General features: G+C 56.1%; 20 protein-coding genes. 11 read left to right on the forward strand and 9 right to left on the reverse strand.

Annotation, left to right across the window (positions count from 1 at the left end; translation table 11 throughout):
- The first annotated feature begins 29 nt into the window (after positions 1-29).
- Positions 30-749, forward strand: coding sequence for an L-fucose operon activator (fucR, locus tag ENTCL_RS02345; RefSeq protein ID WP_013364497.1), 720 nt, complete (start codon positions 30-32; stop codon positions 747-749).
- Here the strand turns inward: fucR and aaeR are convergent.
- The gene (gene aaeR / locus ENTCL_RS02350) at positions 746-1,672 is read right to left on the reverse strand and encodes an HTH-type transcriptional activator AaeR (RefSeq protein ID WP_013364498.1); all 927 of its coding nucleotides are present in this window, start codon (positions 1,670-1,672) and stop codon (positions 746-748) included. The two genes, fucR and aaeR, sit on opposite strands and share 4 nt — an antisense overlap.
- Positions 1,673-1,799: 127 nt before the next feature.
- On the opposite strand from aaeR, the gene aaeX reads away from it, so the two are divergent.
- The 4 genes from aaeX (at position 1,800) to ENTCL_RS02370 (ending at position 5,354) form a co-directional block, all read left to right on the forward strand.
- Positions 1,800-2,003, forward strand: a complete 204-nt coding sequence (aaeX, locus tag ENTCL_RS02355) for a p-hydroxybenzoic acid efflux pump operon protein AaeX (protein ID WP_013364499.1) — start codon at positions 1,800-1,802, stop codon at positions 2,001-2,003.
- A gap of 7 nt (positions 2,004-2,010) precedes the next feature.
- Complete coding sequence (gene aaeA, locus ENTCL_RS02360) at positions 2,011-2,943, forward strand: p-hydroxybenzoic acid efflux pump subunit AaeA (RefSeq protein ID WP_013364500.1); 933 nt, start codon at positions 2,011-2,013, stop codon at positions 2,941-2,943.
- 5 nt (positions 2,944-2,948) lie between these two features.
- A complete protein-coding gene (gene aaeB / locus ENTCL_RS02365; protein ID WP_013364501.1) occupies positions 2,949-4,919 on the forward strand; it encodes a p-hydroxybenzoic acid efflux pump subunit AaeB in 1,971 nt (656 codons plus the stop codon).
- 159 nt (positions 4,920-5,078) lie between these two features.
- A complete protein-coding gene (locus ENTCL_RS02370) occupies positions 5,079-5,354 on the forward strand; it encodes a barstar family protein (protein WP_013364502.1) in 276 nt (91 codons plus the stop codon).
- 68 nt (positions 5,355-5,422) lie between these two features.
- On the opposite strand, the gene yhcN-B is transcribed toward ENTCL_RS02370, so the two are convergent.
- The 3 genes from yhcN-B to argR form a co-directional block, all read right to left on the reverse strand.
- A complete protein-coding gene (yhcN-B, locus tag ENTCL_RS02375) occupies positions 5,423-5,689 on the reverse strand; it encodes a DUF1471 family stress response protein YhcN-B (protein WP_013364503.1) in 267 nt (88 codons plus the stop codon).
- Positions 5,690-5,802: 113 nt separating this feature from the next.
- Positions 5,803-6,066 (reverse strand): peroxide/acid stress response protein YhcN, encoded by a 264-nt coding sequence (gene yhcN, locus ENTCL_RS02380; protein ID WP_013364504.1) that lies wholly within the window; start codon positions 6,064-6,066, stop codon positions 5,803-5,805.
- 380 nt (positions 6,067-6,446) lie between these two features.
- Complete coding sequence (argR, locus tag ENTCL_RS02385) at positions 6,447-6,917, reverse strand: transcriptional regulator ArgR (RefSeq protein WP_013364505.1); 471 nt, start codon at positions 6,915-6,917, stop codon at positions 6,447-6,449.
- 413 nt (positions 6,918-7,330) lie between these two features.
- Between argR and mdh the strand changes: the two genes are divergently transcribed.
- Positions 7,331-8,269, forward strand: a complete 939-nt coding sequence (mdh, locus tag ENTCL_RS02390) for a malate dehydrogenase (RefSeq protein WP_013364507.1) — start codon at positions 7,331-7,333, stop codon at positions 8,267-8,269.
- A 56-nt stretch (positions 8,270-8,325) separates the two neighbouring features.
- On the opposite strand, the gene degS is transcribed toward mdh, so the two are convergent.
- The 3 genes from degS to zapG form a co-directional block, all read right to left on the reverse strand.
- Positions 8,326-9,396, reverse strand: a complete 1,071-nt coding sequence (degS, locus tag ENTCL_RS02395; RefSeq protein WP_013364508.1) for an outer membrane-stress sensor serine endopeptidase DegS — start codon at positions 9,394-9,396, stop codon at positions 8,326-8,328.
- A 90-nt stretch (positions 9,397-9,486) separates the two neighbouring features.
- Positions 9,487-10,863: a serine endoprotease DegQ gene (gene degQ, locus ENTCL_RS02400; protein WP_013364509.1), complete on the reverse strand. Its 1,377-nt coding sequence runs from the start codon at positions 10,861-10,863 to the stop codon at positions 9,487-9,489.
- Between the two features lie 171 nt (positions 10,864-11,034).
- The gene (gene zapG / locus ENTCL_RS02405) at positions 11,035-11,433 is read right to left on the reverse strand and encodes a Z-ring associated protein ZapG (RefSeq protein ID WP_013364510.1); all 399 of its coding nucleotides are present in this window, start codon (positions 11,431-11,433) and stop codon (positions 11,035-11,037) included.
- A gap of 189 nt (positions 11,434-11,622) precedes the next feature.
- Between zapG and zapE the strand changes: the two genes are divergently transcribed.
- The 5 genes from zapE (at position 11,623) to sspB (ending at position 15,255) form a co-directional block, all read left to right on the forward strand.
- The gene (gene zapE, locus ENTCL_RS02410; RefSeq protein ID WP_013364511.1) at positions 11,623-12,756 is read left to right on the forward strand and encodes a cell division protein ZapE; all 1,134 of its coding nucleotides are present in this window, start codon (positions 11,623-11,625) and stop codon (positions 12,754-12,756) included.
- A gap of 219 nt (positions 12,757-12,975) precedes the next feature.
- Positions 12,976-13,404 (forward strand): 50S ribosomal protein L13, encoded by a 429-nt coding sequence (gene rplM, locus ENTCL_RS02415; RefSeq protein WP_013364512.1) that lies wholly within the window; start codon positions 12,976-12,978, stop codon positions 13,402-13,404.
- 15 nt (positions 13,405-13,419) lie between these two features.
- A complete protein-coding gene (rpsI, locus tag ENTCL_RS02420) occupies positions 13,420-13,812 on the forward strand; it encodes a 30S ribosomal protein S9 (protein WP_000829818.1) in 393 nt (130 codons plus the stop codon).
- A gap of 314 nt (positions 13,813-14,126) precedes the next feature.
- The gene (sspA, locus tag ENTCL_RS02425) at positions 14,127-14,765 is read left to right on the forward strand and encodes a stringent starvation protein SspA (RefSeq protein ID WP_013364513.1); all 639 of its coding nucleotides are present in this window, start codon (positions 14,127-14,129) and stop codon (positions 14,763-14,765) included.
- Between the two features lie 4 nt (positions 14,766-14,769).
- Entirely contained in the window at positions 14,770-15,255 is a 486-nt protein-coding gene (sspB, locus tag ENTCL_RS02430) for a ClpXP protease specificity-enhancing factor (RefSeq protein WP_013364514.1), read from the forward strand.
- Between the two features lie 42 nt (positions 15,256-15,297).
- Here sspB and dcuC read toward each other — a convergent pair whose 3' ends face one another.
- On the reverse strand, positions 15,298-16,665 hold the full coding sequence (dcuC, locus tag ENTCL_RS02435; RefSeq protein WP_013364515.1) for an anaerobic C4-dicarboxylate transporter DcuC: 1,368 nt from the start codon (positions 16,663-16,665) through the stop codon (positions 15,298-15,300).
- Positions 16,666-17,019: 354 nt separating this feature from the next.
- Complete coding sequence (locus ENTCL_RS02440; RefSeq protein WP_013364516.1) at positions 17,020-18,438, reverse strand: glutamate synthase small subunit; 1,419 nt, start codon at positions 18,436-18,438, stop codon at positions 17,020-17,022.
- Positions 18,439-18,448: the final 10 nt, after the last annotated feature.

The following is an 18,448-nucleotide window of genomic DNA, read 5'->3' on the forward strand; positions in this document are numbered from 1 at the left end:
TTGCGGGCATTTTTTTAGGGAGAGGCGGTGTGAAAGCTGAGCGCCAACAGGCCATTCTTGAGCTTCTGCATCAGGCGCAGAGCCTGACGACCGAATCGCTGGCTGCCCGGCTGAACGTCAGTATCGAGACGATCCGCCGCGATCTCAGCGCCCTGCAGCAGCGCGGTATGATCCAGCGCAGCCACGGCCAGGCGAGGATTATCCGGCATGATAATCACAACAACGAATCCCCCTTCCAGACTCGCCTCAAGCGCCATTACGCCCACAAGTCAGATATTGCCCGACACGCGCTGGCGTGGATAGAACAGGGCATGACCATCGCCCTTGATGCCAGCTCCACCTGCTGGTTTCTGGCGCGCCAGCTGCCGGATATCGCGCTGACCGTCTTCACGAACAGCCATCCGGTTTGCGTCGAGTTAGGCAAGCGCGAGCGCGTGCAGCTCATCAGTTCCGGCGGGCAGCTGCAGCGTCAGTTTGGCTATTACCTGAATCCGGCGCTGGCCTCGCAGCTTAAGGGGCTGGAAATCGATCTGTTTATTTTTTCCTGCGAAGGCGTGGATGGCGACGGTATCCTGTGGGATTCCAGCGAGCATAACGCCCGCTTTAAGTCGCTGTTGCTGAAGCGGGCGTCCCAGTCGCTCCTGCTGATGGATAAAAGCAAGTTCAACCGCGCGAGCGTGGTGCGCATTGGCCCGCTGAGCGAGGTCACGCACCTGGTTTCCGACGCGGAACCGGAGCTGGCGCCCTAAACTTTCCCACGGCTGCGCGCGTCCTGAAAAAGCTGTGAGACCTCCACAAAATAGTCGCTCAGCGCGTCGAGGCAGACCTGCACCTTCAGCGGCAGTTTATCCTTTTCGGTATACACGGCGTACACCGGGCGCGGGTCGGACTGGTAGCGGGACAGCAGGATCTCCAGCTCGCCCCGGTTGATCTCATCGATCACCCACATCAGCGGCACGTAGGCGATTCCGGCGCCGGCGTTTAGCCAGCGGCTCAGCGTCATCGGATCGTTGGTGACGAAGCGGCCTTGCGGGGTAAGACGGGTGGCGATCCCCTCCGGGCCGATAAGCTCGAATTCATTGTATGGACGAACGCTATATTCAAGCCAGGAGTGGCTGGCGAGGTCGGCGGGCTTTTCCGGCGTCCCCGCCTGCTGCAGATAGCTTTTGGCGGCGCAGACGACCATCGGCATGGAGCCGATGCGCCGTGAAAACAGGCTTGAGTCCTGCAGCGCGCCGACGCGGATGACGACATCCAGACCGTCGGCGATAAGGTCGGGCGCCGGGATGCCGGTGACCAGGTTGACCGTCAGTCCCGGGTACTCTTTCAGCATCTCGGCGGTGATTTTTGCGAGCACATTTTGCGCCATGGTTGAAGAACAGCCGATGCGCAGCGTGCCGATGGGGGTGTTGTTAAAGGCGTAAAGCTGCTCGTGAACATCCTGAACTTCATGCAGCATCCGGCGGCAGCCCTGGTAGTAGATTTTACCCGCTTCCGTCAGGCCAATGCTGCGCGTACTGCGGTTCAGGAGCTTGACCTGCAGCTCATCCTCCAGCCTGGAGACCGTCTGGCTGATGGAGGAAACGCTCATCTGTAGCTGCTTTGCGGCGGCGGTAAACGAGCCAAACTCAACCACTTTGGCGAATACCGACATGCGTTTTAATCGTTCCATTATTCACTCTGGCTTAAAAGTGATTTAGATCACACATTATAGATAACCGACTCACAGTTACGTTAAAATACTGTTAGCTGAATAATAAAAGCATCGCTTCTCACCTGCTCTCTAAGTCAAGGTCAACATGAGTCTCTTTCCCGTCATTGTGATTTTCGGCCTCTCGTTTCCGCCGATCTTCTTTGAGTTGCTATTGTCGCTGGCCCTGTTCTGGCTACTGCGTCGGGTGCTGGTCCCTACCGGGATTTACGACTTTGTCTGGCATCCGGCGCTGTTCAATACGGCGCTGTATTGCTGCCTGTTTTATTTGATATCGCGCTTGTTCGTCTGAGGTCGTTGTGAAAACACTAACAACAAAAATTTCCCGTACCGCCATCACGCTGATTCTGGTGCTGCTGGCGTTCATCGCTATCTTTCGCGCCTGGGTCTATTACACCGAATCCCCGTGGACCCGCGACGCCCGATTCAGCGCCGACGTCGTGGCTATTGCGCCTGATGTCGCCGGGCTTATCACCGACGTTGAGGTCAAGGATAACCAACTGGTGCGTAAAAATCAGGTGCTGTTTACCATCGATCAGCCGCGCTATCAGAAAGCGCTTGAGGAAGCCGATGCCGACGTTGCCTACTATCAGGCGCTGGCCTCCGAAAAGCGCCGCGAAGCGGGGCGTCGTAATCAGCTTGGCGTTCAGGCCATGTCGCGCGAGGAAATAGACCAGGCGAACAATATTCTGCAGACCGTCGAGCATCAGCTTGCTAAAGCGCAGGCGACGCGGGATCTGGCGCGTCTGGATCTCGAGCGGACCGTGATTCGCGCCCCCGCCGATGGCTGGGTGACGAACCTGAATGTATATAGCGGTGAGTTTATAACCCGCGGCTCAACGGCGGTGGCGCTGGTAAAAAAAGACTCTTTCTACGTGATGGCCTATATGGAAGAAACCAAGCTGGAAGGCGTCCGTCCCGGCTACCGGGCGGAGATTACGCCGCTGGGCAGCAGCCGGGTTATCAAAGGTACGGTGGATAGCATGGCGGCGGGCGTGACGAATGCCAGCAGCAGCCGCGATGCAAAAGGCATGGCGACCGTTGACTCTAATCTTGAGTGGGTGCGCCTTGCCCAGCGCGTTCCGGTGCGTATTCGTCTTGATGCGCAGCAGGGGGAGCTCTGGCCTGCGGGCACGACCGCGACGGTGATTATCACCGGCGAGAAAGACCGCGATACGCAACAGATGACCGTCTTCCAGAAGCTCGCCATGCGCCTGCGTGAGTTCGGTTAATCGCGATGGGGATCTTCACTATTGCCCCCCAGCACCTGCGCTTTGCGGTTAAGCTCGCCTGCGCCATCGTGCTGGCGCTGTTTGTCGGCTTTCATTTCGAACTGGAAACGCCGCGCTGGGCGGTGCTCACCGCGGCGATTGTGGCGGCAGGCCCGGCGTTTGCCGCAGGCGGCGAACCGTGGTCCGGCGCCATCCGCTATCGCGGGATGCTGCGTATCTGCGGCACGTTCATCGGCTGTATTGCGGCGCTGACGATTATCATTGTGATGATCCGCGCGCCGCTGCTGATGATCCTGGTCTGCTGCCTGTGGGCCGGTTTCTGTACCTGGATCTCTTCCCTGGTGCGGGTAGAAAACTCCTACGCCTGGGGGCTGGCGGGATACACCGCGCTTATCATTATTATCACCATTCAGAGCGCGCCGCTGCTGACGCCGCAGTTTGCCGTTGAGCGCTGCAGCGAAATCGTGATTGGCATTGTCTGCGCGATCGTCGCCGATCTGCTCTTTTCTCCCCGATCCATCAAACAGGAGATCGACCGCGAACTGGACGCTCTGCTGGTGGATCAGTACGCCCTGATGCAGCTTTGCATCCGTCACGGCGACAGCATTGCAGTGGATAACGCCTGGAGCGCGCTGGTGCGGCGTACGCAGGCGCTGGACGGCATGCGCAGCAACCTGAATATGGAATCTTCCCGCTGGGCGAAAGCCAACCGCCGTCTGAAGGCGCTGAATACGCTGTCGCTGACGCTCATCACCCAGGCGTGTGAAACGTACCTTATTCAGAATACGCGCCCCGAGCTGATTACCGACGCCTGGCGCGAAATGTTTAACGCGCCGGCGCAAACGGCGCAGGACGTGCATAAACAGCTCAAGCGTATGCGCCGTATCCTGAGCTGGACCGGTGAACACGATACGCCGGTCACCCTGTACAGCTGGGTCGGGGCCGCGACTCGCTATCAGCTGCTCAAGCGCGGCGTCGTCGGCAATGCGAAGATTAGCACCCGTGAAGAGGAGATTCTGCAGGGCGAAGTGGTAGTGAAGGCGGAGTCCGCTGAGCGCCACCACGCAATGATCAACTTCTGGCGTACCACACTCTCCTGCATGCTCGGCACGCTGTTCTGGCTGTGGACCGGCTGGACATCCGGCAGCGGCGCTATGGTGATGATCGCCGTTGTGACCTCGCTGGCGATGCGTCTGCCCAACCCGCGTATGGTTGCCATCGACTTTCTGTATGGCACGGTCGCCGCGCTGCCGATTGGCGCTTTTTTCTTCCTGGTGGTTATCCCCTCGACGCAGCAAAGCATGCTGCTGCTCTGCCTGAGCCTGGCGGTGCTGGCGTTCTTTATCGGTATTGAGGTGCAGAAACGGCGGCTGGGGTCGCTGGGCGCGCTGGCCAGCACCATTAATATTATCGTGCTTGATAACCCCATGACCTTCCACTTCAGCCAGTTTCTCGACAGCGCGTTGGGCCAGCTGGTGGGCTGCTTTGTGGCGCTGATGGTCATTCTGCTGGTGCGCGACAATTCGCAGTCGCGCACTGGGCGCGTGCTGTTGAACCAGTTTGTGTCGGCGGCAGTCTCGTCGCTGACGACCAATACGGCGCGTCGTAAGGAAAACCACCTGCCGGCGCTGTACCAGCAGCTGTTTTTACTGCTGAATAAATTTCCCGGCGATCTGGCGAAGTTTCGCCTCGCGCTGACGCTCATCATCGCCCATCAGCGCCTGCGCGATGCGCCGGTGCCGGTGAATGACGACCTCTCATTGTTTCACCGCCAGATGCGACGGACGGCGGATAAGCTGATTTCCGCCAGCAGCGATGACCGGCGGCGCCGCTACTTTAACCGCTTGCTGGAAGAGCTGGATGTCTACCAGGAGAAGCTGCGAATCTGGGAGGCGCCGCCGCAGGTGACGGAGCCTGTGGAGCGCCTGGCGGGGATGCTGCGCAAATACCAGCGTGCGCTGACGGAAAGCCAATAGCGAGAACCGACGCCGAAAGCGTCGGTTTTTTTATCGCTATACTTACTCGTTAGTAAAAGGCATAACCAGGCCGGGGGCGACCGTCTGTACATCGGGGGATGGTGAGCGATAAAGGTCAGGGCGGCCACGGCTGCCCGTCGGGGGAGGAGAGCGCAGGCTATGAAAATCTACACGTTTGATTTTAATAAGATAGACACTCAGGGGGATTTTTATCGCGAGTTTTCTCAGGTATTTGCCTTGCAACGCGATGATGTCAGCGATCTTGATTCACTCTGGAAGGTCGTCACCCGCAGCGACCTCCCGCTTCCGCTGGAGATAGAGTTTATCCATCTGGCGGAAAAGCAGCGTCGGCGCTACGGTGCGCTGATTTTACTGTTCGATGAGGCGGAGGAAGAGCTGGAAGGGGCGCTGCGTTTTAACGTACGTCACCGGTAAAGCGCAATAAACCCAAAAAAAAAGCCCCCGACAGGCGGGGGCAAGTCGTCGGATTAGACGACGAGGGTTTATTTGTACAGTTCTGCAGTCGCATGCCAGGTGTCGCCGGTATGCGCTTCAATAATACGGTAGCTGCTGGCGCCTTCCTGCTGGGCTTTTGCTGCCAGCTCCTGACGCATATCCATCGGCGCGCTGCCAATCTGGGAGACAGAGATAGTCCCCATAGACTGCAGGTTTTGCGCCTGCTCGGCGGTAACCTGATGTACTGCAGCGCCTGCGCTAAAGGAAAGAACGGAAGCCAGGCCCAGTGATGCGATGATAAGTGCTTTTTTCATGATCTTTACTCCGGAATAGGGTGCTCATTGCGGCAAGAAGGTGTGAACAGCGTTTTTTTATGCCTGGTGCCGCAACGGAAAATTCAACATGTATGTCCGACTATCGGAAAACCTTATTTGTACAGTTCAGCAGTCGCGTGCCAGTGGTCGCCGGTGCGTGCTTCAATGACGCGATAAGAAGAAGCGCCTTGCTCCTGCGCTTTTTGATTCAGCATGTCGTGCATGTCCATCGGTGAAGACCCTACTGCGCCCACGGATACGGTACCGAGGGACTGGCGGTTTGCCGCCTGATCTGCATTGATGGAATCTGCTGCGAAAGCGCCGAAAGAGAGAACGGAAAGGATGCTCAGAGCGGCAACTGTGGTTTTGATTTTCATAATATTCACCTCGTCGAATTTTTTATCAGGGCCTTTGTTTCGTGACCCTCATCACAAAATCAAGTATACACTAGTCACCGCGTAAATTAATACTCTGCTAATTGTTGCTTGGGTAATTAAATGTCAAAAAACGTCATTTTTATAACGCAAAAGAATTAAAAATGTGATTAACAGGCATGGAATTGAAAATATTTATAATTAAATCATGGCGATAAGTGGGTTTGATGTTTTGTGCGATTTTGCTTAGTTGTATTCACTGGGTGAATGATTTTGGGTGGTGAAACGCACTAAATGTTAAATAAACAGCGGGGGAATGTAGCGGCTGCGTTGGCATCAGTAACGGGAAAACTCTCCGACCCAGGCCGGAGAGTGAAGGGGGATCAGAGCTCTTGTTCGAACAGCACCAGAATGGCTTCGTAGAGATCTTTCACGGTAAAACCGCGGGCGGGCGTCGTGAAAATCGTGTCGTCACCGGCAATGCTGCCGAGGATACCTTCGGCTTTGCCCAATGAATCCAGCAGGCGGGCGATAAGCTGCGCGGCGCCCGGGCTGGTATGGATGACGACGACGGCATCGTTGTAGTCGATATCCAGCACCAGGTTTTTCAGCGGGCTGGAGGTGGTCGGAACGCCAAGCTCCGCCGGGAGGCAATAGACCATCTCCATTTTGGCGTTGCGGGTACGCACGGCGCCAAACTTCGTTAACATGCGGGAGACCTTGGACTGATTGATATTATCGAAGCCCTCCTCCTGCAGCGCCTGGACTATCTCTCCCTGAGAGCTGAATTTTTCTTCTTTAAGCAGCGATTTGAACGCCTTGATTAATTCTTCTTGCTTCGCCGAGCTTCGCATAAGTCACCCGTGTAATGGCCGTAAAAACAACATTATTATGCATATGGATGAATTTTTATGCAAACTATCTGCCGTGATAATGGCTGAAATAATGTTATGAAAGCCGCAGATTTTATCAAAATTTGTTATCGAGAAACATGCTTTCGTCACGGGACGCAAATAAGGGAAAAAGTAAACCAATTGTTATAAAAATGATGTTGTTTTGCCGCAGTTGCCGGGTGTATTGTAACCAGCAGTCTACCGATTACGTTGTCGCGGATACCTGTCACAGGTTGCAGAATGTGCGATGACATGCATTGCTGCGGGGAACCCCGCATTCTTCTGCTAAGTTTATTGTCATTATTAACCTCGTGAATTAAGGTTGCCGCAACGGAGTTACGGTAGATGAAATTAACCATAATAAGGAGTTTAGGATGAAAGTCGCAGTCCTCGGCGCAGCTGGCGGTATTGGCCAGGCGCTTGCCCTACTACTTAAGACCCAACTGCCTTCCGGCTCAGAACTTTCTCTGTACGATATCGCGCCAGTGACCCCTGGTGTGGCAGTTGACCTCAGCCATATCCCGACCGCAGTAAAAATCAAAGGCTTCTCCGGTGAAGATGCAACACCGGCGCTGGAAGGCGCAGACGTGGTGCTGATCTCCGCAGGCGTAGCGCGCAAGCCTGGGATGGATCGCTCCGATCTGTTCAACGTTAACGCCGGCATCGTGAAAAACCTCGTGCAGCAGATTGCGAAAACCTGCCCGAAAGCCTGCATCGGCATTATTACTAACCCGGTTAACACCACGGTGGCTATCGCGGCCGAAGTGCTGAAAAAAGCGGGCGTTTACGACAAGAACAAACTGTTCGGCGTCACCACGCTGGACATCATTCGTTCAAACACCTTTGTGGGCGAACTGAAAGGCAAGCAGCCGACCGACGTTGAAGTGCCGGTTATCGGCGGACACTCCGGCGTGACCATTCTGCCGCTGCTGTCGCAGATCCCGGGCGTAAGCTTCTCCGAGAAGGAAGTCGCTGACCTGACCAAACGTATCCAGAATGCGGGTACCGAAGTGGTTGAAGCAAAAGCGGGCGGCGGTTCGGCAACGCTGTCTATGGGCCAGGCGGCAGCTCGTTTCGGCCTGTCTCTGGTGCGCGCCATGCAGGGCGAGAAAGGCGTGGTTGAATGCGCCTATGTAGAAGGTGACGGCCAGTATGCGCGTTTCTTCTCTCAGCCGCTGCTGCTGGGCAAAAACGGTATCGAAGAGCGTCGTGCGATTGGCGCCCTGAGCGCGTTTGAACAGCAGGCGCTGGAAGGCATGCTGGACACGCTGAAGAAAGATATCACCCTGGGCGAAGAGTTCGTGAACAAATAAGCGAAGCGCGTCCTGAAAAAAACCGGAGCTGAAATGCTCCGGTTTTTTTATGGCTGTCAGTTGGTTGCCGGATATTCCTGCACGGTAACCTTCAGGGTTATCTGCTTGTCGTCACGCATCACCACCACCGGGATATCGGAGCCCGGGCGGATCTCTGCAACCTGGTCCATGGTCTCCAGCGCCGAGATGGCCGGTTTGCCGTTGACGCTGATGATGACGTCGTTCACCTGGATGCCTGCCAGCGCGGCCGGGCCGCCTGGGGAGACTTCATTCACCACAATACCCTGAATCTGATCGAGCCCGCCGCCCTGCGGCGCGTGCATTGGCGTAATTTCGCGGCCGCCAATGCCGATATAGCCGCGGATAACCCGCCCGTCGCGAATCAGCTTATCCATGATCTTGGTCGCCAGCTGGAAAGGAATGGCGAAGCCGATCCCCTCCGGTGTTTCGCCGTCATTGCTCTTGTCAAACGACAGCGTGTTGATGCCCATCAGCTCGCCCAGCGAGTTAATCAACGCGCCGCCGGAGTTGCCGTGGTTAATCGACGCATCGGTTTGCAGGAAGTTTTGTCGGCCCGACGGGTTTAAACCAATACGCCCGGTGGCGCTGATAATCCCCTGAGTCACGGTTTGTCCGAGGTTATAGGGGTTGCCGATGGCCAGTACCACGTCCCCAATGTGCGGTATGCGTTTTGGGTTGATGGGGATGACCGGAAGACCGCCGGCGGCATTGATTTTCAGCACCGCAAGGTCAGTCAGGCTGTCGGAGCCGACGAGCAGCGCTTCGAAGACGCGGCCATCCTGCAACGCGACAATAATTTGGTCGGCATCGTTGATGACGTGTTTGTTGGTGATGATATAGCCGCGTTCATCCATGATGACGCCGGAGCCAAGCGTGCGGATCTCCAGCCGGTTATTGCTGCTGGAATTCACCCCGCGGTTATAGACGTTCACCACCGCAGGCGCCGCGCGTTTTACCGCCGGGTTATAGCTCGCCGGCGACTCATCGGCGCTGTCGTAAGGGACCGACGACAGCGCGTTAAACTGGCGTAAAGAGGGCATAGCGACCAACAGCAGGCCGCCGACAATCAAACCGATTGTGACCGAACGTAAGAGCTTTACAAACATGATGCAGTTATCGCTGGTAAGGAAACTGGCGCAGCATACCACGACTTAACCGGACATCACACGCGGGCGATGTCCGTAAGCGTGCAGCCGTTAGCGCAGGATCAGGTAGAGGCTCTGATTACCGCGCATGACGTTCAGCGCAATAATCGCCGGTTTTGCCTCCAGAAGCTTACGCATTTCGGCAATCGACTGTATCCGCTGGCGGTTGATGCCAATGATCACATCGTCCTTGTGCAGACCGGCCTGAGCGGCGGGGCTGGCCTTGTCGACGTCATTAATGACAATACCTTTGGTGCCATCCTTCATCTGGCCGTCGCTGAGCGACGCCCCCTGCAGCGACGGCGAGATAAGCTCGGCGCTGGCGGTCGACGAGGTGCTCTTATCCAGCGTGACCTCAACGTCCAGCGGTTTCCCGTCGCGCAGCAGGCCGAGTTTCACTTTGGTGCCCGGCGCCGTCGTGGCGATGCGCGAGCGCAGCTCGGAAAAGCTGCTGAGCGGCTTGTCGTTGAGGCTGACGATAACGTCCCCGGATTTAATACCTGCTTTCGCTGAGCCGGAGCCTGGCAGCACTTCGCTGACGAAGGCGCCGCGCTGAACGTTGATATTAAAGGCCTTCGCGATATCTGCGGTCATCTCCATGCCCTTGATGCCCAGCAGGCCGCGCTTGATTTCGCCGTACTTAATCAGCTGATCGGCGAGCGTCTGCGCCATATTGCTCGGGATGGCGAAGCCAATGCCGATGCTGCCGCCGCCGGGCGCCAGAATCGCGGTGTTGATGCCGATGAGTTCGCCGTTAAGGTTCAGCAGAGCCCCGCCGGAGTTGCCCCGGTTGATAGAGGCATCGGTCTGGATGAAGTTTTCCAGGCCTTCAAGGTTCAGGCCGCTGCGTCCCAGCGCGGAGATAATGCCTGAGGTAGCGGTTTGCCCAAGGCCGAACGGGTTGCCGACGGCGACGGCGAAATCGCCGACGCGCAGTTTGTCGGAGTCGGCGATGGCTATCTGCGTAAGGTTGCTGGGGTTTTGAATCTGAATCAGCGCGATATCGCTCTGGTCGTCGCTGCCGACCAGTTTGGCGTCGAATTCACGGCCGTCGTTGAGCTGAACGCTGATTTTCTGCGCCTGGCTGATAACGTGGTTATTGGTCAGCACATAGCCTTTTTTCGCATCGATGATGACGCCCGAGCCCAGCCCTTCGAAAGGCTGCGCCTGCTGACTGTCCGGCCCCCCTTCGCCAAAATACTTTTTCAGCTCTTCCGGTATCTGTTCACGCTGAGCGGGCGTGGCGGTTCCTTCAACCTGCACGCTCACGACAGCCGGGAGAACCTTTTCCAGCATCGGCGCAAGGCTTGGCAGCTGACCCTGACCCGGGACCTGCGTCGGCAGAGAGGCGGCGACCGGCGCAGCGGCGCCGAGAGATAATCCAACACTTAACGCTAATGCACTTAATAGTAATGTATTTTTCTTCATCGATGCTGGCTCTCGTAACCTGAGGTGTGAGAAAAAGACCGCCTAAAACAATCCGATGTTATTGAATTTTCAAACGGCTAACAATGAGGCTGGTGATTAAATAATAGCTGGGATGAGTCGGGAAGGGCGGGCGCAGCGGCTGCGCCCGTAAAAAATAACTGTAATAAGGCGTTAATCGCGTTTTGCGCCGCTGCGCAGCAGGCCAGAGGCGCCTTCGGAGTAGTCGCGCGGCATCTGCACCGGCGCCTGATCGTTGCCGGCTTCGGATTCGGCCAGACGGTTGCGGAACGGATTGGACTCCGCGCTCATTTCCGGCAGCAGGCTACTGGAGCTTTTCGCCATGTGCTGATACAGCTGGCGGTAGTCGTGAGCCATCGTGTCGAGCAGCTCCGCGCTGCGGGCAAAATGGCTGACCAGCTCTTCACGATACTCATCCAGCTCTGCTTTGTTTTTTTCCAGTTCGTACTGCAGTGCCTGCTGTTGACGCAATTTGCGGTTACCAAAACGCATCGCGACGGCGCCAATGATGATACCGACGACTAATCCAATTAGCGCATATTCCCAGGTCATGAACTTCTCCCGTTATTTTGTGGTTCCGTAGGGTGGCTCTGAGGCTCTTCGCCTGCGCCCGATAGTGCCACTATAACCGCTATTCCCTTAGAAGTGGAATCCCGGGCGCACATCGCGTAGTGTAGAACGGCCTTTTTTTCGACAACCGTGAACTACGGCACGTTGCTTTTCAGGGAATAACAACAACTTATGCAAAGCATTACCCCTACATCGCGATATCTGGAAGCCCTGAGCGCGGGCAGCCATCAGCCCGATGACGTCCAGCAAGAGGCGGTTGCCAGGCTCGAGGCTATCTACCAGGCGCTAACGTCTCGTCCACACTCCGCAGCGGTAACGAACAACGGAGGATTGCGTGCGACGTTCAGCAGGCTGCTGGGCAAACGCGAACCCGTCGTCGTGCCGTCAGTGCGTGGGCTATATATGTGGGGCGGCGTTGGGCGGGGGAAAACCTGGCTGATGGATCTTTTCTACCATAGCCTGCCGGAGGGGCGCAAACAGCGGCTGCACTTCCATCGCTTTATGCTGCGGGTGCATGAGGAGCTAACGGCGCTGCAGGGGCATACCGATCCGCTGGAAATCATTGCCGACCGTTTTAAGGCCGAAACGGACGTGCTGTGCTTTGATGAGTTCTTTGTCTCCGATATTACCGATGCAATGCTGCTTGGCGGGCTGATGAAAGCCCTGTTCGCCCGCGGCATCACGCTGGTGGCGACATCCAATATTCCGCCGGACGAGCTCTACCGCAACGGGCTGCAGCGCGCGCGCTTCCTGCCCGCTATCGAGGCGATTAAAACGCACTGCGAGGTAATGAACGTCGACGCCGGCGTTGACTACCGCCTGCGCACCCTGACCCAGGCCCATCTGTGGCTGTCGCCGCTGACGGCGTCAACGCGCCAGCAGATGGACAAGCTGTGGCTGGCGCTGGCCGGCGCGCCGCGAGAAAACGCGCCGTTGCTTGAGATAAACCACCGACCGCTGCAGACGATGGGCGCAGAGAATCAGACGCTGGCCGTCTCGTTTAGCACGCTGTGCGTCGACGCCCGCAGCCAGCATGACTACATCGCGCTGTCGCGGCTGTTTCATACCGTAATGCTGTTCGATGTGCCGGTGATGACTCCACACTCAGAGAACGAAGCGCGCCGGTTTATCGCGCTGGTGGATGAGTTTTATGAGCGCCACGTAAAGCTGGTGGTGAGCGCGGAAGTGCCGCTGTACAACATTTATCAGGGCGAGCGTCTGAAGTTCGAGTTTCAGCGCTGTTTATCGCGCCTGCAGGAGATGCAGAGCGAAGAGTACCTTAAGCGCGAACACCTGGCGGGCTAAAAACCCGCTGGAAATCACATTTAGGGGTCGATCTTTAACCTCGACTTCTCTATAATCTTGCGACCCCACGTTACGAGAAGGTTTTTTTCCCGAAACTTTCTATGTGTCGGCATAGGCTATTCGAAGGGGTAGGTTTGCCGGACTTTGTCGTGTGAACCTCAACTGACTAAACGTTTGGGTGTTCACCAACGTGTAACTAATTATTTGGGTAAGCTTTTAATGAAAACTTTTACAGCTAAACCAGAAACCGTACAGCGCGACTGGTATGTTGTTGACGCGACCGGTAAAACTCTGGGCCGTCTGGCTACTGAACTGGCTCGTCGCCTGCGCGGTAAGCATAAAGCGGAATACACACCGCACGTTGATACCGGTGACTACATCATCGTTCTGAACGCAGAAAAAGTTGCTGTAACCGGCAACAAGCGCGAAGACAAAATGTACTACCACCACACCGGCCACATCGGTGGTATCAAAGAAGCGACCTTTGAAGAGATGATTGCTCGCCGTCCTGAGCGTGTGATTGAAATCGCGGTTAAAGGCATGCTGCCAAAAGGCCCGCTGGGTCGTGCTATGTACCGTAAACTGAAAGTTTACGCGGGTAACGAGCACAACCACGCGGCACAGCAACCGCAAGTTCTTGACATCTAATCGGGATTATAGGCAATGGCTGAAAATCAATACTACGGCACTGGTCGCCGCAAAAGTTCCGCAGCTCGTGTGTTCATCAAACCGGGCAACGGCAAAATCGTTATCAACCAGCGTTCTCTGGAACAGTACTTCGGTCGCGAAACTGCCCGCATGGTAGTTCGCCAGCCGCTGGAACTGGTCGACATGGTTGAAAAACTGGATCTGTACATCACCGTTAAAGGTGGTGGTATCTCTGGTCAGGCTGGTGCGATCCGTCACGGTATCACCCGCGCTCTGATGGAGTACGACGAGTCCCTGCGTTCTGAACTGCGTAAAGCTGGCTTCGTTACTCGTGACGCTCGTCAGGTTGAACGTAAGAAAGTCGGTCTGCGTAAAGCACGTCGTCGTCCGCAGTTCTCCAAGCGTTAATTGTTTCTGCTTCGGCAGAACATTTGGCGAAAAAACCCGCTTCGGCGGGTTTTTTTATGGATAAAACCGCCCTTATCCACAACCAAACCGCCTGTTTTCGCCACTTATTTCAGCATTTCCAGAATCCCTTCACCACAAAGCCCATAAAATCTGGTAAACTATCATCCAATTTTCTGCCCAAATGCTGGTGATTGTTCATTTTTTGTTTGGTTCGTGAACAGAAATGCCGTTCATTGCTACCCGGGCTTAACATCTGGCTGGCCACGCGGTGGCTGGCAGCAGTACAAAAATTCTGAATATACCTGGAGGTTTTCATGGCTGTCGCTGCCAACAAACGTTCGGTAATGACGCTGTTTTCTGGTCCTACTGACATCTATAGCCATCAGGTCCGCATCGTGCTGGCTGAGAAAGGTGTCAGCTTTGAGATTGAGCACGTGGAGCAGGGCAATCCGCCACAGGATCTGATCGACCTCAACCCGAATCAAAGCGTACCGACACTGGTGGATCGCGAGCTAACGCTGTGGGAGTCCCGCATCATCATGGAATATCTTGATGAGCGTTTCCCACACCCGCCGCTGATGCCGGTTTATCCGGTTGCCCGCGGTGAAAGCCGTCTGTATATGCACCGTATCGAGAAAGACTGGTACACGCTGATGAACACCATCCAGACCGGCACCGCCGCTCAGGCTGATGCAGCGCGTAAACAGCTGCGAGAAGAGCTGCTGGCGATTGCGCCAGTGTTCACGCAGAAACCCTATTTCCTGAGCGATGAGTTCAGCCTGGTTGACTGCTACCTGGCGCCATTGCTGTGGCGTTTACCGGTGCTGGGCGTTGAGCTGGTTGGCACGGGTGCGAAAGAGATGAAAGGCTACATGACGCGCGTGTTTGAGCGTGACTCTTTCCTCGCCTCTTTAACTGAAGCCGAACGTGAAATGCGTCTTGGCCGGGGCTAACTGAATGGATGTATCACAACTGACGCCACGCCGCCCTTATCTGCTGCGAGCCTTCTATGAATGGCTGCTGGATAACGAGCTGACGCCGCATCTGGTGGTGGATGTGACGCTGCCAGGGGTTCATGTTCCGATGGAATATGCGCGTGACGGGCAAATTGTGCTGAATATTGCGCCGCGCGCGGTCGGTAATCTTGAGCTCTCCAACGACGAAGTGCGCTTTAATGCGCGCTTTGGCGGCGTTCCTCGCCAGGTATCGGTGCCGCTGGCGGCCGTACTGGCTGTCTATGCGCGTGAAAACGGCGCGGGCACCATGTTCGAGCCGGAAGCTGCGTATGATGAAGAGGTCGAGAGCCTCAACGATGACGCAGGCGCGAGTGCCGAAAGCGATACGGTGATGTCGCTTATCGATGGCGATAAGCCTGATGATCACGATCCGGACGATACGCCGCCGCCGCGCGGTGGCCGTCCGGCACTGCGCGTTGTCAAATAGTCGTCCAACAGGCCCGCTCGGGCCTGTTTTTTTATCCGCGTTTTAATAAAACAGTGCGATGGTGGCGATCATGTTCACCGCAAACCCTACCGCCATCGGGATCGCTGTACGCTTCACCACGTCAAATGGCGAGACGCCGGCAATCCCTGACGTCACGATAATCACTGCGGTAATTGGCGATACGGCACGCGCCAGCGTGGTGGCAAAGTGCATCGGCATAATCATCACCACGGCGGGAATGTGCAGACCGGCTGCGATATCTGGGATCAGGCTGGCGAAGGACATAAACGGCGCGTTGCCGGAGCCCATCACGATCGCGCAGGTGGCAATGACCAGCGCCATGATGATCATCACGCCGATGCCGCCCAGACCGGAATGTTCCGCCCCCTTAATTACCGCATCGACGGTTCCGATGGTGGTTAAGCCTTTCGCGAAAATTTCGCCCGCCACTACCAATGTCACGACGTTAGCAAACTGCGTCCCCATGCCGTCGAAAAAGGCCTGTACGTCAGCCATCGTTTCACGCAGATCGTGCTTGCGGAAAAATTCCACAAACATGCTCAGCGTCATACTCATCAGCATCACCACCACCAGATTCAACTCTGCCTTCATCAGACCTTCATGGGTGAGAAACAGCGAGCCGAGCATCAGGATCAGCGGCATGACCGGCAGTATGGCGTAATAGGACGGCGGCACATTTTCCAGCGCCTTTTGTTCCGCGCTGTCAGCTTCGGCGAGTTTCGCTTTCTTATCAAATGCGCGCTGGACGAAAAAGTGCGTGATGGCGACGGCGAGAATCACGCAGGAGGCGACCGGCAGCTGGTAGTTAAAGAAGTAAGTGGCAATCTTCATCCCTGCCACCTGGGCGGCAAAAATGGAGTTAGTTTCCAGGATCCCCCATTCAATCGACATCGTTGTTGCGATGACCGCCACGGCAGAAAGGCGGCTCACGCCCAGGCTAATGAGGGTGGGGAAAAGCGTTACCATCAGCAGCATACCGAGTCCGGATGCGCTGGTGATGAACTGCGCCATAATCTGACCAATGATATAGGTCGCGGCAAGTACAATATAGGGTGAGCGGATATGCTTCAGCGGGCGGCTTAGCAGGCTGACCATGGCCCTGCTGGCCCCAATTCGCTCCATGTAGCGGGCATAGCCGCCTACCGCCATGATGGAAAGCCCCAGCCCCATGACACGGTTGGCGAGCATCCGCTGAATTTCGTTGTAGATATCGACTAACAGATAGCCGCTGCTTTTATCGGGAGCGAGCAGTGCGCCGAACCCCAGCCAGACGCCGCACAACATCAGGAAGATCCCGGCTGCGGCCAGCACGACCTGCGGTTTGTAATTTTTAAGGATCAAATAACCCATCGTAAATAAAACGATGACAGAGATAATGATGCCGAACATTGTTGCACTCCATGCCAGAAAAGAAGAAAAATTAGGTAAAAAGGTGATATGAAAACGGATGTTATATTTTTTCTGGCTGATTTTATGGCGTGCACATCTTATTTTTAAACTGCTTGTTTTGTGATTTATGGTTATAAACCATGCTGTTATGATAAATTATCAACTTCACATTCGCAGATTTCATCAAGTGGGTGAAAGGTCAGATGAATTAAAATAACTATGGTTAATCTGGCAAAGAATAATATTTGTATTTTATATGATTTCTAATCATCGACCGTGGTCTGGCGGGTAGACAGGAAATAAAAAAACGCCCGGCAGGTTGCCTTGCCGGGCGTTTTTCAGGCCTGATTCGTCTTACACTTCCAGATAGCTCATGATCCCGTCCGCCGCCTTACGGCCTTCGGCAATCGCCGTCACCACCAGGTCGGATCCGCGAACGATGTCGCCACCGGCAAAGATTTTTGGGTTGCTGGTCTGGAAAGCGTTGTCGCTGCCTTCCGGGGCGATAATGCGGCCCTGGGAATCCAGCTCGACGCTGTGCTTCGCCAGCCATTCCATGCTGTGCGGACGGAAACCAAACGCCATCACCACCGCATCGGCCGGAACAACGTGCTCGGAGCCGGCGACGATCTCCGCGCGACGGCGGCCCTTCGCATCCGGCTGGCCCATTTCGGTGCGCGCCATCTTCACGCCGCATACCCGTCCGTTGGCGTTGATTTCCACGCCCAGCGGCTGCACGTTGAACTGGAATTCGACGCCCTCTTCGCGGGCGTTCTTCACCTCGCGCTTCGAGCCCGGCATGTTCTCTTCGTCACGACGGTAGGCGCAGGTGACGTGAGTGGCGCCCTGACGCACGGAGGTACGCACGCAGTCCATGGCGGTATCGCCGCCGCCGAGCACGACAACGCGTTTCCCTTCCATGCTAACGTACGGCTCGTCGGCAGTTTCGCCATAGCCCATCATCTGTTTGGTGTTGGCTATCAGGAACGGCAGCGCATCGAAGACGCCGTTCGCGTCCTCGTTCTCCAGCCCGCCGCGCATGGACTGATAGGTACCGACGCCAAGGAACACCGCATCGTACTCTTTCAGCAGATCATCCAGTTGCACGTCGCGACCCACTTCGGTATTGAGTCTGAACTCGATACCCATACCGGTGAAGATCTCACGGCGGCGGGTCATCACCTCTTTTTCCAGCTTAAAGGCCGGGATGCCGAAGGTCAGCAGACCGCCGATTTCCGGGTGACGATCGAACACCACCGCTTTGACGCCGTTACGGGTCAGCACGTCGGCGCAGGCGAGGCCCGCCGGGCCTGCCCCAATGATGGCCACGCGTTTGTCGGTTTGCTTCACGCCGGTCATGTCCGGGCGCCAGCCCATTTCGAACGCTTTATCGTTGATGTAGCGCTCGATGTTGCCGATAGTCACCGCGCCGAACTCTTCGTTCAGGGTGCAGGAACCTTCACACAGGCGGTCCTGCGGGCAAACGCGGCCGCAGACCTCCGGCAGGGTGTTGGTCTGATGCGACAGCTCGGCGGCTTCGAAGATACGCCCCTCGTTGGCCAGCTTCAGCCAGTTCGGGATGTAGTTGTGCACCGGGCATTTCCATTCGCAGTACGGGTTGCCGCAGGACAGGCAGCGGTCTGCCTGCGCTTTGGCCTGGCCTTCTGAAAACGGCTCGTAGATTTCCACAAATTCGATTTTACGGATCTTCAGCGCTTTCTTTGGCGGATCAACACGCTGTAAGTCGATAAATTGGTATACGTTTTGACTCATGACCACAACC

The organism is [Enterobacter] lignolyticus SCF1 (genome assembly GCF_000164865.1).
Lineage (GTDB): Bacteria > Pseudomonadota > Gammaproteobacteria > Enterobacterales > Enterobacteriaceae > Enterobacter_B > Enterobacter_B lignolyticus.

Excerpts from the sequence above, each read along its gene's own strand:
- aaeR (WP_013364498.1), bottom strand. The coding sequence starts at position 1,672 with ATGGAACGATTAAAACGCATGTCGGTATTCGCCAAAGTGGTTGAGTTT.
- aaeX (WP_013364499.1), top strand. The coding sequence starts at position 1,800 with ATGAGTCTCTTTCCCGTCATTGTGATTTTCGGCCTCTCGTTTCCGCCG.
- aaeB (WP_013364501.1), top strand. The coding sequence starts at position 2,949 with ATGGGGATCTTCACTATTGCCCCCCAGCACCTGCGCTTTGCGGTTAAG.
- ENTCL_RS02370 (WP_013364502.1), top strand. The coding sequence starts at position 5,079 with ATGAAAATCTACACGTTTGATTTTAATAAGATAGACACTCAGGGGGAT.
- yhcN-B (WP_013364503.1), bottom strand. The coding sequence starts at position 5,689 with ATGAAAAAAGCACTTATCATCGCATCACTGGGCCTGGCTTCCGTTCTT.
- yhcN (WP_013364504.1), bottom strand. The coding sequence starts at position 6,066 with ATGAAAATCAAAACCACAGTTGCCGCTCTGAGCATCCTTTCCGTTCTC.
- argR (WP_013364505.1), bottom strand. The coding sequence starts at position 6,917 with ATGCGAAGCTCGGCGAAGCAAGAAGAATTAATCAAGGCGTTCAAATCG.
- mdh (WP_013364507.1), top strand. The coding sequence starts at position 7,331 with ATGAAAGTCGCAGTCCTCGGCGCAGCTGGCGGTATTGGCCAGGCGCTT.
- degS (WP_013364508.1), bottom strand. The coding sequence starts at position 9,396 with ATGTTTGTAAAGCTCTTACGTTCGGTCACAATCGGTTTGATTGTCGGC.
- degQ (WP_013364509.1), bottom strand. The coding sequence starts at position 10,863 with ATGAAGAAAAATACATTACTATTAAGTGCATTAGCGTTAAGTGTTGGA.
- zapG (WP_013364510.1), bottom strand. The coding sequence starts at position 11,433 with ATGACCTGGGAATATGCGCTAATTGGATTAGTCGTCGGTATCATCATT.
- zapE (WP_013364511.1), top strand. The coding sequence starts at position 11,623 with ATGCAAAGCATTACCCCTACATCGCGATATCTGGAAGCCCTGAGCGCG.
- rplM (WP_013364512.1), top strand. The coding sequence starts at position 12,976 with ATGAAAACTTTTACAGCTAAACCAGAAACCGTACAGCGCGACTGGTAT.
- rpsI (WP_000829818.1), top strand. The coding sequence starts at position 13,420 with ATGGCTGAAAATCAATACTACGGCACTGGTCGCCGCAAAAGTTCCGCA.
- sspA (WP_013364513.1), top strand. The coding sequence starts at position 14,127 with ATGGCTGTCGCTGCCAACAAACGTTCGGTAATGACGCTGTTTTCTGGT.
- sspB (WP_013364514.1), top strand. The coding sequence starts at position 14,770 with ATGGATGTATCACAACTGACGCCACGCCGCCCTTATCTGCTGCGAGCC.
- dcuC (WP_013364515.1), bottom strand. The coding sequence starts at position 16,665 with ATGTTCGGCATCATTATCTCTGTCATCGTTTTATTTACGATGGGTTAT.
- ENTCL_RS02440 (WP_013364516.1), bottom strand. The coding sequence starts at position 18,438 with ATGAGTCAAAACGTATACCAATTTATCGACTTACAGCGTGTTGATCCG.